The organism is Streptomyces sp. Je 1-332 (genome assembly GCF_040730185.1).
Classification (GTDB): Bacteria; Actinomycetota; Actinomycetes; order Streptomycetales; family Streptomycetaceae; genus Streptomyces.
The window spans coordinates 4,551,676-4,568,728 of the sequence record NZ_CP160402.1 but is presented as its reverse complement, the minus strand read 5'-3'; the positions used below and the strand labels follow the sequence as shown (position 1 = coordinate 4,568,728).

Annotated in this window: 12 protein-coding genes and 3 rRNA genes; 3 read left to right on the top strand and 12 right to left on the bottom strand. The window is 64.8% G+C overall.

What is annotated here, in order from left to right:
* Positions 1–73: 73 nt before the first annotated feature.
* Positions 74–352, bottom strand: a complete 279-nt coding sequence (locus ABXJ52_RS20715) for a glutaredoxin family protein (protein WP_367044103.1) — start codon at positions 350–352, stop codon at positions 74–76.
* A 125-nt stretch (positions 353–477) separates the two neighbouring features.
* Between ABXJ52_RS20715 and ABXJ52_RS20710 the strand changes: the two genes are divergently transcribed.
* The 3 genes from ABXJ52_RS20710 to ABXJ52_RS20700 all read left to right on the top strand — a co-directional run bounded on the left by ABXJ52_RS20710 (position 478) and on the right by ABXJ52_RS20700 (position 4,044).
* Positions 478–1,431, top strand: a complete 954-nt coding sequence (locus tag ABXJ52_RS20710; RefSeq protein WP_367044102.1) for an HAD-IB family hydrolase — start codon at positions 478–480, stop codon at positions 1,429–1,431.
* A 301-nt stretch (positions 1,432–1,732) separates the two neighbouring features.
* Positions 1,733–2,524, top strand: coding sequence for an ECF subfamily RNA polymerase sigma factor, BldN family (locus tag ABXJ52_RS20705; protein ID WP_367044101.1), 792 nt, complete (start codon positions 1,733–1,735; stop codon positions 2,522–2,524).
* A gap of 278 nt (positions 2,525–2,802) precedes the next feature.
* Positions 2,803–4,044 carry a DUF5667 domain-containing protein gene (locus ABXJ52_RS20700; RefSeq protein ID WP_367044100.1) on the top strand — a complete coding sequence of 414 codons (1,242 nt, stop codon included), beginning with the start codon at positions 2,803–2,805 and terminating at the stop codon, positions 4,042–4,044.
* Between the two features lie 62 nt (positions 4,045–4,106).
* Here ABXJ52_RS20700 and ABXJ52_RS20695 read toward each other — a convergent pair whose 3' ends face one another.
* The 11 genes from ABXJ52_RS20695 to ABXJ52_RS20645 all read right to left on the bottom strand — a co-directional run bounded on the left by ABXJ52_RS20695 (position 4,107) and on the right by ABXJ52_RS20645 (position 16,441).
* Positions 4,107–5,198, bottom strand: a complete 1,092-nt coding sequence (locus ABXJ52_RS20695) for a lysophospholipid acyltransferase family protein (RefSeq protein ID WP_367044099.1) — start codon at positions 5,196–5,198, stop codon at positions 4,107–4,109.
* Positions 5,199–5,212: 14 nt separating this feature from the next.
* Entirely contained in the window at positions 5,213–6,259 is a 1,047-nt protein-coding gene (locus ABXJ52_RS20690; RefSeq protein WP_367044098.1) for an NAD-dependent epimerase/dehydratase family protein, read from the bottom strand.
* A 286-nt stretch (positions 6,260–6,545) separates the two neighbouring features.
* The gene (locus ABXJ52_RS20685; RefSeq protein WP_003948845.1) at positions 6,546–6,644 is read right to left on the bottom strand and encodes an AURKAIP1/COX24 domain-containing protein; all 99 of its coding nucleotides are present in this window, start codon (positions 6,642–6,644) and stop codon (positions 6,546–6,548) included.
* A 126-nt stretch (positions 6,645–6,770) separates the two neighbouring features.
* Positions 6,771–6,980, bottom strand: a complete 210-nt coding sequence (locus ABXJ52_RS20680; RefSeq protein ID WP_157869005.1) for a helix-turn-helix domain-containing protein — start codon at positions 6,978–6,980, stop codon at positions 6,771–6,773.
* A 132-nt stretch (positions 6,981–7,112) separates the two neighbouring features.
* A complete protein-coding gene (locus ABXJ52_RS20675; protein ID WP_367044096.1) occupies positions 7,113–7,928 on the bottom strand; it encodes a phosphatase in 816 nt (271 codons plus the stop codon).
* A gap of 219 nt (positions 7,929–8,147) precedes the next feature.
* Positions 8,148–9,323, bottom strand: a complete 1,176-nt coding sequence (locus ABXJ52_RS20670; RefSeq protein ID WP_367044095.1) for an acetoin utilization protein AcuC — start codon at positions 9,321–9,323, stop codon at positions 8,148–8,150.
* Positions 9,274–10,491 (bottom strand): MFS transporter, encoded by a 1,218-nt coding sequence (locus ABXJ52_RS20665; protein WP_367044094.1) that lies wholly within the window; start codon positions 10,489–10,491, stop codon positions 9,274–9,276. The genes ABXJ52_RS20670 and ABXJ52_RS20665 overlap by 50 nt, the downstream gene beginning before the upstream one ends.
* A gap of 47 nt (positions 10,492–10,538) precedes the next feature.
* Positions 10,539–11,192, bottom strand: a complete 654-nt coding sequence (locus ABXJ52_RS20660) for an HAD family hydrolase (protein ID WP_367044093.1) — start codon at positions 11,190–11,192, stop codon at positions 10,539–10,541.
* A gap of 95 nt (positions 11,193–11,287) precedes the next feature.
* A 5S ribosomal RNA gene (gene rrf / locus ABXJ52_RS20655) occupies positions 11,288–11,404 on the bottom strand.
* A gap of 91 nt (positions 11,405–11,495) precedes the next feature.
* A 23S ribosomal RNA gene (locus tag ABXJ52_RS20650) occupies positions 11,496–14,619 on the bottom strand.
* A gap of 296 nt (positions 14,620–14,915) precedes the next feature.
* A 16S ribosomal RNA gene (locus ABXJ52_RS20645) occupies positions 14,916–16,441 on the bottom strand.
* The 16S, 23S and 5S rRNA genes sit together here, the layout of an rRNA operon.
* Positions 16,442–17,053 lie beyond the last annotated feature (612 nt).

Genomic DNA, 17,053 nt, shown 5'->3' with positions numbered 1-17,053 from the left:
CGAGACCAAAACCGCCCACGATCCTAAGGGACCATTCCGGCCGTTTGGACTCGTCGGTCAGTGACGATTCGGACTACGGAGCGAGCTCGCGCCGCAGTCGCTCTTCGTTCACGCGCCAGAAAGTGTGCTGCTCCCCGTCGACCAGAACCACCGGGATCTGCTCCCAGTAGGCCCGGTTGAGCTCTTCGTCCTGCGTGATGTCCTTCTTCTCCCATACGACTCCAAGATCGCCGCAGACCTTCTCGATCACCAGCTGTGCTTCATCGCACAGATGACAACCGGGCTTTCCGATCAAGGTGACCGTCCGGTCCTGGGGCTTCTTCTTCTCCGTGCGGCGAAAAATCGGGCTCATGACACCATTCTCGCCCCGCCGACGCGCCGCGCGGGCCGCCTCTTTAACGGTGCGGTCGCGCAGAGTTCACAGCGCCGCATCCTGCCGACTCCGGCACGACCGAACGAACTAGCTATGCTCACGACATGGCCGCTCTCGGATGGCTCACCCCCCGTAGGCGCTCCGCCACTGCGCGAAGCGTGCTGGCAGGCGAGGCCTCGGCTGAGGCAGCGCGCAAGACGTCCCAGGAGCTGGAGGCCCTCGACGAGGCCGCGGTCCTCGACGCGGCGCCCCAGGAGCCCGAGGAGCCGGAGTTCCCGGTCTTCGGCGACGACAAGGCCGCCGCCTTCTTCGACCTCGACAACACCGTGATGCAGGGCGCCGCGATCTTCCACTTCGGCCGCGGCCTCTACAAGCGGAAGTTCTTCGAGCGCCAGGAGCTGGCCCGATTCGCCTGGCAGCAGGCGTGGTTCAGGCTCGCGGGCGTCGAGGACCCCGAGCACATGCAGGACGCCCGCGACAGCGCCCTGTCCATCGTCAAGGGCCACCGCGTCGCCGAGCTGATGTCCATCGGCGAGGAGATCTACGACGAGTACATGGCCGAGCGCATCTGGCCCGGCACCCGCGCCCTGGCCCAGGCCCACCTGGACGCGGGCCAGAAGGTCTGGCTGGTCACGGCCGCCCCGGTGGAGACGGCGACGATCATCGCCCGCCGCCTCGGCCTGACCGGCGCGCTCGGCACGGTCGCCGAGTCCGTGGACGGTGTCTATACGGGAAAGCTCGTCGGTGAGCCCCTGCACGGCCCGGCGAAGGCCGAGGCGGTGCGCGCGCTGGCGTCGGCGGAGGGCCTGGACCTGTCCCGCTGCGCCGCGTACAGCGATTCGCACAACGACATCCCGATGCTCTCGCTCGTCGGGCATCCGTACGCGATCAATCCCGACGCCAAGCTGCGCAAGCACGCGCGTGAGCGGGACTGGCGGCTGCGGGACTACCGCACCGGACGCAAGGCCGCCAAGGTCGGCATCCCGGCCGCCGCGGGCGTCGGCGCCCTCGCGGGCGGCACGGCAGCGGCCATCGCCCTGCACCGCCGCCGCCACTGAACATTCTCTCGGTCCTACCCCGCCCGGGCCCTCGCCAGTCACGTTGGTAGCACTCGGCCACAACACGCCCCGTGCTTAGACGGAATGTGACCCAAATCGATCAACAAGCGGTCACTGTGCGCTACTTGAACGGACATAGACCGGTTACAGAAGCGACGTAATCGGTGATTTGAGCAACTGGGTGTAGCGCCGCCTGTACGAAGCGTTATTCTCCTCAGACGCATTACGGACCCCACACGTCGCTACGACGGGTGAACGGTTCCGCACTGCACGTGATGGAAGCTCTGCCTCTGGGAGTCCCGTGTACCCACACGTCGGGGTTGACGCCTCGGGCCTGGCTACGCTGCGCGCAACGGTCGCCGACCGCTTGCGCGGCTTCGTCCCCACCGCGTACGCCGGCCCCGCCGTCCCCGCATTTGCCGTCCCCACACCCGCCGGGCCCGTCTATGCCCTGGCGGACAGCGGCGCGGCGGTCAGCAGACGATCTCGGTCCTCCGCTGCCGCCACCTCAACCCCCACCCACCGCCGTCCCGCCGCGGACAGCGACAGCGCCCGCATGATGGACCTCGTCGAACGCGCCCAGGCGGGCGAGTCCGACGCCTTCGGCCGTCTCTACGACCAGTACAGCGACACGGTCTACCGCTACATCTACTACCGCGTCGGCGGCAAGGCGACCGCCGAGGATCTCACCAGCGAGACCTTTCTGCGCGCCCTGCGCCGCATCAGCACGTTCACCTGGCAGGGCCGCGACTTCGGCGCCTGGCTCGTCACCATCGCTCGCAACCTGGTCGCCGACCACTTCAAATCGAGCCGTTTCCGCCTCGAAGTGACCACGGGCGAAATGCTCGACGCCAACGAGGTCGAGCGCAGCCCCGAGGACTCCGTCCTGGAGTCCCTCTCCAACGCCGCACTGCTCGACGCCGTGCGCCGCCTCAACCCCCAGCAGCAGGAGTGCGTGACCCTGCGCTTCCTGCAAGGCCTCTCGGTCGCCGAGACCGCCCGGGTCATGGGCAAGAACGAGGGCGCGATCAAGACCCTCCAGTACCGCGCCGTCCGTACGCTGGCCCGGCTGCTGCCCGACGACGTGCGCTAGCGCCGCACGCCGTCCGTAGCCGTCCGCGACCCCTCCGTGACCGTGCGGAGCGCCCAACTCACGCTCCGTGGCGGCCAGATGGCCGTCCCGGAATTAGGGCGGTCCGATCATCCTCCGTCCGTAACCCAAGTGCCGCGACGCTCGTTGTGCGGGATGCAGGCTCCCTGTGGTCGCCCCCTGACTGCCTCCGCTCACTCTTTCGTGTGGAAGTGTTCAGGTCGGGCAACCCTCAGGACCCCCTGGGGAGTCGACCGTCATGACGAGAGGAGGTGCCGCCAGTGATCGCGAACGTATCGGCACACCGGCGGGCGAACGCCTTCGCCCAGGCCCTGGAGGAGCAATCCGACCAGGGCCCGGCGGCCGAGCAGTCCGAAGGTTCCGTCACGCCCGATCCCGTGCCGTCCGAACAGACGGCCCCGGACAGGATGTTGACCCTGGCGACCGGCCTCGGCGAGCTGCCGAAGCCGGAGCTGGATCCCGAGGTGAAAGTGGTCCAGCGGGCCCAGCTCGTAGCTGCCATGGAGGCCATGCTCCTTGAGGGCACGGCCGCGGGCGGTGGGACGATCGGCACCTCGGTGCCCGAACAGCGGTCCCGCAAGGGTGCCCACCGGGCCACGGGGCTGCGCAAACTGAAGCCGCGCTCCCGGCTTTCGCAAGGCATCGCCGCGGGCGGGCTCACCGTCGGCGTGGCCGCCGGCGCGTTCAGCGGGGTGGCCGCGGCCAGCTCCGACGCACTCCCGGGCGATTCGCTGTACGGCCTGAAGCGCGGCATGGAAGACCTCAAGCTCGGTATGGCCGACGGCGACAGCGACAAGGGCGGGGTCTATCTCGACCACGCGTCGACGCGCCTGAACGAAGCCCGCCGGCTGATGGAGCGAGGCCGCAGCGGCGACCTCGACCACGAATCGCTCGGTGAGATCAGGCGAGCCCTCTCCGGCATGCGGCACGACGCCACGGAAGGCCACCGCCTGCTCCACCAGGCGTACGAGAGGGACGGCTCGATCGGCCACATCCAGACCCTGTCCGCCTTCACCGAGTCGCACCGCAGGAGCTGGAGCGACCTGCAGAGCAGGCTGCCCGTCCAGCTCGGTGACGTGGGCGAGCAGGTGAGTTCGGTCTTCGACGCGATGGACCAGGAGGTGGAGCCCCTCCGCTCGCTCCTCCCGCGTACACCGGACAAGAGCGACGCCCCCGGACAGCCGAGCCAGGGCGACTCGTCCGGCTCCACGACCCCGGACAGCCCCTCGGCCCCGGACTCGTCCCCGCGGGAGGGTTCGAGCGCCGACAACAGCAGGCCCCGCCCGTCCACATCGGACGGCGGCGGCAAGGACGACGGCCTCCTCGGCGGCAACACGGGCGGTCTCCTCGACCCGCCGAAGTCCGACACGACTCCGAGCAGCCCGGCGGACGGCAAGTCGTCCGCCAAGGAGCCCCCGTCGGCCAAGCCGGACGTCACGGTCCCGCCGATCCTGCCCGGGCTGCTGCCGGGCCTGGGGATCGACGAAGAGGACGTGAAGTAGCAGCGGCGACGCGACATGGGTGAGGGGCCGGACCTACGAGGTCCGGCCCCTCACGCATGTCGTCAGAAGAAGACCGACCGCCGCTGCACGAGCAGCTTGTACAGCGTGTGCTGAATCTGCTCCCTGACCTGGTCGGTCAGGTTGAACATCAGCATCGGGTCCTCCGCCGCCTCCGGCGGATACCCGTCCGTGGGGATCGGCTCCCCGAACTGGATCGTCCACTTCGTCGGCAACGGCACGGCGCCCAGCGGACCGAGCCAGGGGAACGTGGGCGTGATCGGGAAGTAGGGGAAGCCGAGCACCCGCGCCAGCGTCTTCGCGTTGCCGATCATCGGGTAGATCTCCTCGGCTCCCACGATCGAGCAGGGGACGATCGGCGTACCGGCCCGCAGCGCGGTGGAAACGAAACCGCCCCGCCCGAACCGCTGCAGCTTGTAGCGCTCGCTGAACGGCTTCCCGATGCCCTTGAAGCCCTCCGGCATCACCCCGACCAGCTCACCCCGCTCGAGCAGCCGCTCCGCGTCCTCGGCGCACGCCAGCGTGTGCCCCGCCTTGCGCGCCAGTTCGTTGACCACCGGCAGCATGAAGACGAGGTCCGCCGCGAGCAGCCGCAGATGCCGCCCGTCGGGGTGGTTGTCGTGCACGGCAACCTGCATCATCAGGCCGTCGAGCGGCAGCGTCCCCGAGTGGTTCGCGACGATCAGCGCCCCGCCGTCCGACGGGATGTTCTCGATGCCCTTCACCTCGACGCGGAAGTACTTCTCGTACAGCGGCCGCACCAGGGACATCAGGACCTGGTCGGTCAGCTCCTCGTCGTAACCGAAGTCGTCGACCTCGTAATCGCCCGTGAGCCGTCGGCGCAGAAACGCGAGGCCGCCCGCGATACGCCGCTCCAGGCCACCGCCACCGCCCCGCTGCTCGGGCCCGGCGCCGGCGCCGGTCTCCGCCCCGAGGGCCTCCTGTCGCGAAGGCTGCGGCTCGGCCCGCTCCACCTGCGGCTCTCCGTCCTGCTGGCCGGGCATGGCCGTGACCTCACGCACGGCTGCCGGATCGTTCTTGCGCCGGGCCGTGCCCGCGCCCCTGCGTCGCGTCGGGCGCTGCGCACCCGCGCGCGACCGGTCGTCGTCGAACGGAATGACCTTGGCGTCCGCCATCGTTGACGCTCTCCTCAGTTGGCGCTCTGGTTGCCCGCGAAGGGCAGTGTGGCGATCCGGTCGATGGCCCCCGCGACGGCCTGCGGCGGCAGAAGTCCCGGACCCCGACTGCGTACGAAATCCGCGAAGGTCTCCGCGGTCGTGTACTTGGGGCTGAAGCCCAGTGTCTCGCGCATCTGCCGGGTGGCGACGACCCGGCCGTGGGTGAGCAGCCTGATCTGCTCGGGCGAGAAGTCGGTGGCGCCCAGGGTGCGCAGTGCCTGGCCGACCCAGGTGATCGCGGGCATGAACACCGGCAGCGTCGGACGCCCGAGGCGCCGTGCGCACTGCGACAGGAGCAGCAGGCCGTCACCGGCGATGTTGAACGTGCCGCTGTTGAGCGTCCCGCGCTCCGGTTCGCGCGCCCCGATGCGCAGGACCTCGATCGCGTCGTCCTCGTGCACGAACTGCAGCCGCGGGTCATAGCCGAAGACGGTCGGAAGGACCGGCAGCGAAAAGTACTCGGCGAGCGGGAAATCCGCCGCGGGCCCCAGGATGTTCGCGAACCGCAGCACGCAGACCGCGACATCGGGGCGACGGCGGGCGAAGCCGCGTACGTAACCCTCGACCTCGACCGTGTCCTTGGCGAAGCCGCCGCTCGGCAGCGACTTCGGCGGCGTCGTCTCGGTGAAGACCGCAGGGTCGCGCGGCGCGGAGCCGTACACGTTGGTGCTCGACTTCACCACGAGCCGCTTGACCGTCGGCGACTTCTGGCAGGCGCCGAGCAGCTGCATGGTGCCGATGACGTTGGTTTCCTTGAGCGAACCGCGGTTCCCGCCGGCCAGCGCGGTGCCCGTGACGTCCATGTGCACGACCGTGTCGACGGAGAACTCGGCGAGCACCTTGGCGATCGCGGGCTGCCGGATGTCGGCCTGGACGAAGTCGGCGCCGCCCAGATGGTGCTCGGGAGGGACCGCGTCCACGGCGACCACCCGGTCCACCTCAGGGTCCCGGAGCACACGTCGGACGAACCGTCCGCCCAGTGGTCGGGCCACCCCGGTCACGAGCACGACCTTGCCCAAGTTCAGCGCCTGCCTTCCCCAGCCCTCGAAGTCCTGCCGCGCCCCATCATCTCTCTCCTGGCACACGCTAGCGGGTGGTTGTTGCGCTGTGATGACCGCCTGCTGCAGGAAGTGACGACCTGCACATCCAAGCGCACGGACCAGACCCTACGGAAGACGCCCAGGACAATCAGGACAACCCTGCGAGTACGCCGAGGACATCCCGACGCGTACGCGTACCCCGAAAACGCCGAAGCCCTCCCGCCGGATGACGGGAGGGCTTCGGTACACGCTGAACAGCTGTCGCTTACTTCTTGTTACGACGCTGAACGCGGGTGCGCTTCAGCAGCTTGCGGTGCTTCTTCTTGGCCATCCGCTTACGCCGCTTCTTGATAACAGAGCCCACGACTACCCTCGCTCACTTCTCATCACTCGGTGCGGGGCAGCTGACTGGGCCCACACGACCTACGTCGGCCCTAGCCTACCCGCCCCCGGGTGAGGGACGTAATCGAGGGCGATCGACCGGCTCCGGTCAGCCCGCCTCGACTCCTACATAGGATTCGCGGAGGTACTCGTGAACCGCCTGCTCCGGGACCCGGAAGGACCTTCCGACCCGGATGGCGGGCAGATGACCGCTGTGCACCAAGCGGTACACGGTCATCTTGGACACTCGCATCACCGAGGCGACTTCCGCCACGGTCAAGAACTGAACCTCGTTCAGCGGCCTCTGGTCTGCAGCCATGACACCCCACCTGAACCTTCCGCACATGACGGGCACCGGCTTCCCCTTCCGGTGACGCTTCGTCGCTGCGCGCTCACTCCCCAGACTAGGGGCGGATGATGCGAGTGGGGAAGAGGAGTAGCGATCGGCCGCCTACTGTGACAGACACGCTCGATTGAGTACATAGCGAGTAAGCGGTCGGTAGTAATCAGACCGCACAGCGTCATCAAGCGGAACGACGACGGACACCTGTCCCTCGGCCTCTCCGACGAACAGCGCGGGATCATCCGTATCCGCCAGACCGATCGCCTCAAACCCCAGCTGACCTGCCCCGCAGACCCATCCGTGGTCCCCGATGACGAGCTCGGGAAGCGGCCCCTCAGCCTCCGCGGCGGCTGCCAGAGCGGCTCGAACCGGGAGCGGGGAGTGGGTATGTGCGCCGGTCTCACTCCCGGTGGGACGCGCGCCGGGTTCCCGCACCAGCGCGACTCCTTGTACGTAGTCAAGGTTGTACGTGCGTAGACCGAACCGGGTCGTTATGTCGACACTGTTGCCCTCCGCGGGGGTGAGGACGGTGCATCCGGCCGCCGACAAAGCGTCCGCCAGGGCGGCGTAGAAACCGAGGAGACGGTGCGGATGTCCCGTCCCGAAGAGCACGGGATGCCGCCTTCGTGCCGCTTCCGCGAGCCGCTCGGCGAAGGCGTCGAGCGCGACCAACGTCCGCTCCGGGTCGATGACATCGACCCCCGAGGTGTGCCGCGGGTCGGCGGACACCCCGCACTTGTCGGCCATGAGCCCCAGCAGGTCACCGGGTCCCCAATTCCACTCGGGATCGAGCCCGAGCAGTATCCGCGGATCCCGGGCCGCGAAGAGCCGATAGCTCCGCAGGCTCACTTCCCGCGTGGTGGCCACGGGCCCGGCCAGCCGGGCAGCCAACAGATGCGCACGCAACGCTCCGGTGCTCAACACGGGCTTGATGCTGACGCATAGGTCGGACCCCTGCTCCCAAAACCCCGGAAACCCCCCACAGTTGGGCTAACAAGACGTATTCTCGGCGCCCCCCGTCCTCCCTTGTGGGCAGGCGTTCCGCAAGGCGGAACGGGTGGGCACAACACCGAAGCTACTGGGCACCGACAGACAGGGCCTGGGGCCGGGGCCTGGGGCGGAGCCCCAGTTTCGGGAGGGGCCCTACGGCAACAACCCCCGCAGCGGAAACGCCGAGCGGCGAGCAGCAAGCACCGCCTGGTCGAGCCGATCCGCAGGGTCGTACCCGTCCTCCCACTCCGCCCAGGAGACGGGCCACCGCCCATCAGTCATCCGCGCAGGCGCCAACTGCCGCGTGCGAGCGAAGACTTCCTGCCGCCAGGCCTCGGGAATCTCCGTGGAGGGCGAGATCTCCCGCCCCGCGGCGATCGCGGTCAGATGCGTCCAGGACCGAGGCACCACATCCACCACTGCGTACCCGCCCCCACCGAGCGCGACCCACCGCCCATCGGCGTACGCATGCGCCAACTCATGGCAGGCGACCTGCACCGCCCGCTGCGCATCGAGCGACACGGCAAGGTGCGCGAGCGGATCCTCAAAATGAGTGTCGGCACCGTGCTGAGTGACGAGCACCTGCGGCCGAAACTCCGCAAGCAGCTCGGGCACCACCGCATGAAAGGCCCGCACCCACCCCGCGTCCCCCGTCCCCGCGGGCAGCGCGACATTGACGGCCGACCCCTCCGCCACGGAGGCCGCACCCGTCTCCTCGGGCCACCCGGTCTGCGGAAACAGCGTCCGGGGGTGCTCGTGCATCGAGATCGTCAGGACCCGCGGATCGTCCCAGAAGGACGCCTGCACCCCGTCCCCGTGGTGCACGTCCACATCCACGTACGCGACCCGCTCGGCGCCCAGTTCGAGGAGCCGCGCGATGGCCAACGAGGCGTCGTTGTAGATACAGAAACCCGAGGCGGACCCGGGCATCGCATGATGCAGCCCGCCCGCGAAGTTCACCGCGTGCAACGCTTCCCCACGCCAGACCGCCTCGGCCGCGCCCACCGACTGCCCGGCGATCAGCGCCGACGCGTCGTGCATCCCCGCGAAGGCGGGATCGTCCGGGGTGCCGAGGCCGTAACTGCCGTCCGCCGACGACGGATCGACGGATGCGGCCTTGACCGCCTCCACATAGTCCTCGCGATGCACGAGCCGCAGCGTCGAGTCGCCGGCACGCTTGGCCGCGACCACCTCCAGCTCGCGGTCGAGCCCGAAGGCACCGACCAGGCTTCTGGTCAGCGCGAGCCGGACCGGGTCCATGGGGTGCTCAGGACCGAAGTCATAGCCCGTTACTGCCTCGTCCCACATCAGCTGTGCGTGGCCGCTCATGCCCGTCACCGTATCGGTCCGCTCCGGGGGCGAAAGAACGGGCGTACAACAAGGTCACGAGCACCAACACCATGGGAACGAGCATCGCCCCGCGGTAGTTCCAGGCATCCCCGAGCGCGCCCACCAGCGGTGAACCGATCAGGAACCCGACGTAGTTGAAGACATTGAGCCGCGCGACGGCGGCATCCGAGGCCCCCGGGAAGAGCCGCCCCGCCGCGGCGAAGGTCTGCGGAACGATCACACACAGGCCGAGCCCGAGCACGGTGAATCCCAGAATCCCGGTCCACGCACCCGGAGCCACCGCCACGACGGCGAACCCCACGGCGCCCACCACCGACCCGGCCCGCACCACCGCCACGGCCCCGAACCGCCGAACGCCAAGGTCCCCGAGCGCCCGCCCGAGCAGGGTCATGACCATGTAGACGTTGTAGGGGACGGTCGAGACCTCCTCCGAACTCCCCAGGACGTCCTGGAGATACTTCGCGCTCCAGTTGGAGACGGTCGAATCCCCGATGTACGCGAAGGTCATCACCAGGCAGAGCGGCAGCAGCAGCTTGAAGACGACCGGGCCGCCCTTCCCTTCCCCTACGCCATCCGCGGCCCCCGTGGCCTTGGCGTCGACGTACCACCGGCTCCCCACGAGCGCCCCCGGCAACAACACCACGACCACCGGCAGATACGACACGAAGAGCGAAAGATCCCAGTGCGCCCCGGCCCACGCGATCGACGCCCCCGCGATCCCGCCCAGGCTGTACGCCGCGTGAAACCCCAGCATGATGCTGCGCCCGTACGCCCGCTGCAGACTCACCCCGAGCATGTTCATGGACGCGTCGAGCGCCCCCACCGCGAGCCCGAACGCCCCCAGCGCCACGGCCGCTTGCCACAGGGCGTCGCCCGCGCCGGCCCCGAGCAGCGCGAGGAGCACCACAGGCTGCGACCAACGCAGCACACGGCTCGGCGGCACCCTCTTGACCAGCCATTCCGTGCCGACGCTCCCGACGCCGGCGAGGATCGGCACAGCGGCCAGAAACACCGGCAGCAGGCCGTCGGATATCCCGTACCGATCCTGAATGGCGGGGATCCGCGTCACAAGGAGCGCGAAGGTGACGCCCTGGACCATGAAGCTGAACGCCAAAGAGGCCCTGCCGCGCCGCAGCTCATCTGTCATGGCTGCTGAGCGTAGGACCCCTGACTACCAGTGGGTAGATAGATCACTCAACCAATTCCCGGCCACATAGCGCGCAACTCCCCCATGTCGCCGAAGAGTTCAGTGGCACCCGAGAGCCGCTCGGCCGGAGTCATGGCCGTGAACCCGTACACGTCCATCCCTGCCGCCACAGCGGCCCTCACCCCCAACGGACTGTCCTCCACCACGACACACCGCTCGGGCGCCACTCCCATGCGCTCGGCGGCGTACAGGAAGAGATCCGGCGCCGGCTTCCCCCGCCCCACGTCCTCGGAGCTGAAGATCCGCTCGTCGTCGAACCACTGGTCGAGCCCGGTCCGCCGATGCCCGACGCGAATCCGCTCGTGACTACCGGAGGAAGCAAGGCAGTACGGCACTCCGTCAGCCACCAGCTTCTCCAGTACCTCGACGACCCCCGGCACGGGCTGCAATTCCCGCTCGAAGGCGGAAAAGACCCGGCCATGAAAGGTCACGTCAAAGTCCTCGGGCAGCCGCTGCCCACTGCGCTCAAGAACAAGATCGTGTACGCGATGGACGGCGGCCCCCATGTAGTCACGCAGGGAGTCCTCGTACGTGGTGGGGTGCCCGAGCTCGGTCAGATAGGCGGCGAGGATGGAGTTGGAGAGCGGCTCGCTGTCCACGAGAACGCCATCATTGTCGAAGATGACCAGGTCGTATCGCATAACTCGACCCTAAACGCAGAAAAGGGCCCTCGGCGGGCCCTGGAACGCAGAAAACCCCCGCACCCAGAGGGTGCGGGGGTTTCCCGTTAATAATAGTTCGGCGGCGTCCTACTCTCCCACAGGGTCCCCCCTGCAGTACCATCGGCGCTGTGAGGCTTAGCTTCCGGGTTCGGAATGTAACCGGGCGTTTCCCTCACGCTATGACCACCGAAACACTATGAAACTGTCAACCGCACCGTAGTCGTGGCCCGACATACGGGGTTGTTCGTGGTTTCAGAACCAACACAGTGGACGCGAGCAACTGAGGACAAGCCCTCGGCCTATTAGTACCAGTCACCTCCACCCGTTACCGGGCTTCCAGATCTGGCCTATCAACCCAGTCGTCTACTGGGAGCCTTAACCCCTCAAAGGGGGTGGGAATACTCATCTCGAAGCAGGCTTCCCGCTTAGATGCTTTCAGCGGTTATCCTTTCCGAACGTAGCCAACCAGCCATGCCCTTGGCAGGACAACTGGCACACCAGAGGTTCGTCCGTCCCGGTCCTCTCGTACTAGGGACAGCCCTTCTCAATATTCCTACGCGCACAGCGGATAGGGACCGAACTGTCTCACGACGTTCTAAACCCAGCTCGCGTACCGCTTTAATGGGCGAACAGCCCAACCCTTGGGACCGACTCCAGCCCCAGGATGCGACGAGCCGACATCGAGGTGCCAAACCATCCCGTCGATATGGACTCTTGGGGAAGATCAGCCTGTTATCCCCGGGGTACCTTTTATCCGTTGAGCGACGGCGCTTCCACAAGCCACCGCCGGATCACTAGTCCCGACTTTCGTCCCTGCTCGACCCGTCGGTCTCACAGTCAAGCTCCCTTGTGCACTTACACTCAACACCTGATTACCAACCAGGCTGAGGGAACCTTTGGGCGCCTCCGTTACTCTTTGGGAGGCAACCGCCCCAGTTAAACTACCCATCAGACACTGTCCCTGATCCGGATCACGGACCCAGGTTAGACATCCAGCACGACCAGAGTGGTATTTCAACGTTGACTCCACGAACACTGGCGTGCCCGCTTCAAAGTCTCCCACCTATCCTACACAAGCCGAACCGAACACCAATATCAAACTGTAGTAAAGGTCCCGGGGTCTTTCCGTCCTGCTGCGCGAAACGAGCATCTTTACTCGTAGTGCAATTTCACCGGGCCTATGGTTGAGACAGTCGAGAAGTCGTTACGCCATTCGTGCAGGTCGGAACTTACCCGACAAGGAATTTCGCTACCTTAGGATGGTTATAGTTACCACCGCCGTTTACTGGCGCTTAAGTTCTCAGCTTCGCCAACCCGAAAGTTGACTAACCGGTCCCCTTAACGTTCCAGCACCGGGCAGGCGTCAGTCCGTATACATCGCCTTACGGCTTCGCACGGACCTGTGTTTTTAGTAAACAGTCGCTTCTCGCTGGTCTCTGCGGCCACCCCCAGCTCATGGAGTAAATCCAATCACCAGTGATGGCCCCCCTTCTCCCGAAGTTACGGGGGCATTTTGCCGAGTTCCTTAACCATAGTTCACCCGAACGCCTCGGTATTCTCTACCTGACCACCTGAGTCGGTTTAGGGTACGGGCCGCCATGAAACTCGCTAGAGGCTTTTCTCGACAGCATAGGATCATCCACTTCACCACAATCGGCTCGGCATCAGGTCTCAGGCACAAGTGTGACGGATTTACCTATCACACGCCCTACACCCTTACCCCGGGACAACCACCGCCCGGGCTGGACTACCTTCCTGCGTCACCCCATCACTCACCTACTACCACCTTGGGTCGGCGGCTCCACCACTTCCCTTTGCCCGAAGGCTCCAGGACGGCTTCACGGCCTTAGCATTAATGGGCTCGATGTTTGACGCTTCACAGCGGGTACCGGAATATCAACCGGTTATCCATCGACTACGCCTGTCGGCCTCGCCTTAGGTCCCGACTTACCCTGGGCAGATCAGCTTGACCCAGGAACCCTTAGTCAATCGGCGCACACGTTTCTCACGTATGTATCGCTACTCATGCCTGCATTCTCACTCGTGAACCGTCCACCACTCGCTTCCGCGGCAGCTTCACCCGGCACACGACGCTCCCCTACCCATCCCAGCAGGCGTTGGCCCTATATGCTGGAATGACACGACTTCGGCGGTACGCTTGAGCCCCGCTACATTGTCGGCGCGGAATCACTTGACCAGTGAGCTATTACGCACTCTTTCAAGGGTGGCTGCTTCTAAGCCAACCTCCTGGTTGTCTCTGCGACTCCACATCCTTTCCCACTTAGCGTACGCTTAGGGGCCTTAGTCGATGCTCTGGGCTGTTTCCCTCTCGACCATGGAGCTTATCCCCCACAGTCTCACTGCCGTGCTCTCACTTACCGGCATTCGGAGTTTGGCTAAGGTCAGTAACCCGGTAGGGCCCATCGCCTATCCAGTGCTCTACCTCCGGCAAGAAACACACGACGCTGCACCTAAATGCATTTCGGGGAGAACCAGCTATCACGGAGTTTGATTGGCCTTTCACCCCTAACCACAGGTCATCCCCCAGGTTTTCAACCCTGGTGGGTTCGGTCCTCCACGACCTCTTACAGCCGCTTCAACCTGCCCATGGCTAGATCACTCCGCTTCGGGTCTTGAGCGCGCTACTGAATCGCCCTATTCGGACTCGCTTTCGCTACGGCTTCCCCACACGGGTTAACCTCGCAACGCACCGCAAACTCGCAGGCTCATTCTTCAAAAGGCACGCAGTCACGACGTACAGCACAAGTGCTGCACGCGACGCTCCCACGGCTTGTAGGCACACGGTTTCAGGTACTATTTCACTCCGCTCCCGCGGTACTTTTCACCATTCCCTCACGGTACTATCCGCTATCGGTCACCAGGGAATATTTAGGCTTAACGGGTGGTCCCGCCAGATTCACACGGGATTTCTCGGGCCCCGTGCTACTTGGGTGTCTCTCAAACGAGCCGCTGATGTTTCGACTACGGGGGTCTTACCCTCTACGCCGGACCTTTCGCATGTCCTTCGCCTACATCAACGGTTTCTGACTCGCCTCACAGCCGGCAGACTGTGAAAGAGAGATCCCACAACCCCGCACACGCAACCCCTGCCGGGTCTCACACGTATACGGTTTGGCCTCATCCGGTTTCGCTCGCCACTACTCCCGGAATCACGGTTGTTTTCTCTTCCTGCGGGTACTGAGATGTTTCACTTCCCCGCGTTCCCTCCACACTGCCTATGTGTTCAGCAGCGGGTGACAGCCCATGACGACTGCCGGGTTTCCCCATTCGGAAACCCCCGGATCAAAGCCTGGTTGACGACTCCCCGGGGACTATCGTGGCCTCCCACGTCCTTCATCGGTTCCTGGTGCCAAGGCATCCACCGTGCGCCCTTAAAAACTTGGCCACAGATGCTCGCGTCCACTGTGCAGTTCTCAAACAACGACCAACCACCCATCACCCCCGCCAAGCGGCGAAGTGCACTGGGGTCGGCATTGAAGGCAGCCTGACGGCCATACCTTCAGATACCCAACAGCGTGCCCGGCCCGATCCCCTGACTTTCACGTTCCACGCCGAAGCAGTACTAGTGAAGCCAAACGATCGTGCCGAATAGTCAACGTTCCACCCATGAGCAACCAGCATCAGACGTTCGCTGATGAACTGGCCTCTGACCAACCGGAGTTGGTAAGAAGTGCTCCTTAGAAAGGAGGTGATCCAGCCGCACCTTCCGGTACGGCTACCTTGTTACGACTTCGTCCCAATCGCCAGTCCCACCTTCGACAGCTCCCTCCCACAAGGGGTTGGGCCACCGGCTTCGGGTGTTACCGACTTTCGTGACGTGACGGGCGGTGTGTACAAGGCCCGGGAACGTATTCACCGCAGCAATGCTGATCTGCGATTACTAGCAACTCCGACTTCATGGGGTCGAGTTGCAGACCCCAATCCGAACTGAGACAGGCTTTTTGAGATTCGCTCCGCCTTGCGGCTTCGCAGCTCATTGTACCTGCCATTGTAGCACGTGTGCAGCCCAAGACATAAGGGGCATGATGACTTGACGTCGTCCCCACCTTCCTCCGAGTTGACCCCGGCAGTCTCCTGTGAGTCCCCATCACCCCGAAGGGCATGCTGGCAACACAGAACAAGGGTTGCGCTCGTTGCGGGACTTAACCCAACATCTCACGACACGAGCTGACGACAGCCATGCACCACCTGTATACCGACCACAAGGGGGGCACCATCTCTGATGCTTTCCGGTATATGTCAAGCCTTGGTAAGGTTCTTCGCGTTGCGTCGAATTAAGCCACATGCTCCGCTGCTTGTGCGGGCCCCCGTCAATTCCTTTGAGTTTTAGCCTTGCGGCCGTACTCCCCAGGCGGGGAACTTAATGCGTTAGCTGCGGCACCGACGACGTGGAATGTCGCCAACACCTAGTTCCCACCGTTTACGGCGTGGACTACCAGGGTATCTAATCCTGTTCGCTCCCCACGCTTTCGCTCCTCAGCGTCAGTAATGGCCCAGAGATCCGCCTTCGCCACCGGTGTTCCTCCTGATATCTGCGCATTTCACCGCTACACCAGGAATTCCGATCTCCCCTACCACACTCTAGCCTGCCCGTATCGACTGCAGACCCGGGGTTAAGCCCCGGGCTTTCACAACCGACGTGACAAGCCGCCTACGAGCTCTTTACGCCCAATAATTCCGGACAACGCTTGCGCCCTACGTATTACCGCGGCTGCTGGCACGTAGTTAGCCGGCGCTTCTTCTGCAGGTACCGTCACTTTCGCTTCTTCCCTGCTGAAAGAGGTTTACAACCCGAAGGCCGTCATCCCTCACGCGGCGTCGCTGCATCAGGCTTTCGCCCATTGTGCAATATTCCCCACTGCTGCCTCCCGTAGGAGTCTGGGCCGTGTCTCAGTCCCAGTGTGGCCGGTCGCCCTCTCAGGCCGGCTACCCGTCGTCGCCTTGGTGAGCTTCTACCTCACCAACTAGCTGATAGGCCGCGGGCTCATCCTGCACCGCCGGAGCTTTCAACCCCCTCCCATGCGAGAGGGGATATCATCCGGTATTAGACCCCGTTTCCAGGGCTTGTCCCAGAGTGCAGGGCAGATTGCCCACGTGTTACTCACCCGTTCGCCACTAATCCACCCCGAAGGGCTTCATCGTTCGACTTGCATGTGTTAAGCACGCCGCCAGCGTTCGTCCTGAGCCAGGATCAAACTCTCCGTGAATGTTTACCCGTAATCGGGTGCACATCCGCGTTGAGCGGAACCAGGAAGAGGAATAATCTTCCGGTTCACAGCGTCCTCGCTGATGTTTTCTTCAAAGGAACCTCGTCCCGACCATGACGGCCGAAGACGGGGTATCAACATATCTGGCGTTGACTTTTGGCACGCTGTTGAGTTCTCAAGGAACGGACGCTTCCTTTGTACTCACCCTCTCGGGCTTTCCTCCGGGCGCTTCCCTTCGGTGTTTCTTATTTTGTCTTGCTGTTCTTGCTGTCTTGCGTTTCCGACTCTATCAGACTCTTTCGTGTCCGATTTCCTCGGTGCCTTTCCGGTTCCCGCTCCGGCCTTTCGGCTTTCGCGTTTTCCTTTCCGGCGACTCCGACTCTACCAGATCCTTTCGGGCCTGATTCCCAGTCAGCGGGGCTTGTCTTCGCGGCTGTTGGGCCGTTCCGACGAGTGAGACTTTAGCGGAATCCTGGCTCCCGACCTAATCGGGGGCGCCCTTTCGAACGCGGATTCCTCATTTCGCAAAAGCGCATGAAAACGAGCAGACGACGGGGCATCGGAGATGACACGGCATCGATCGTTTGAATGGTTGTGCGGAATGGTTGTTCG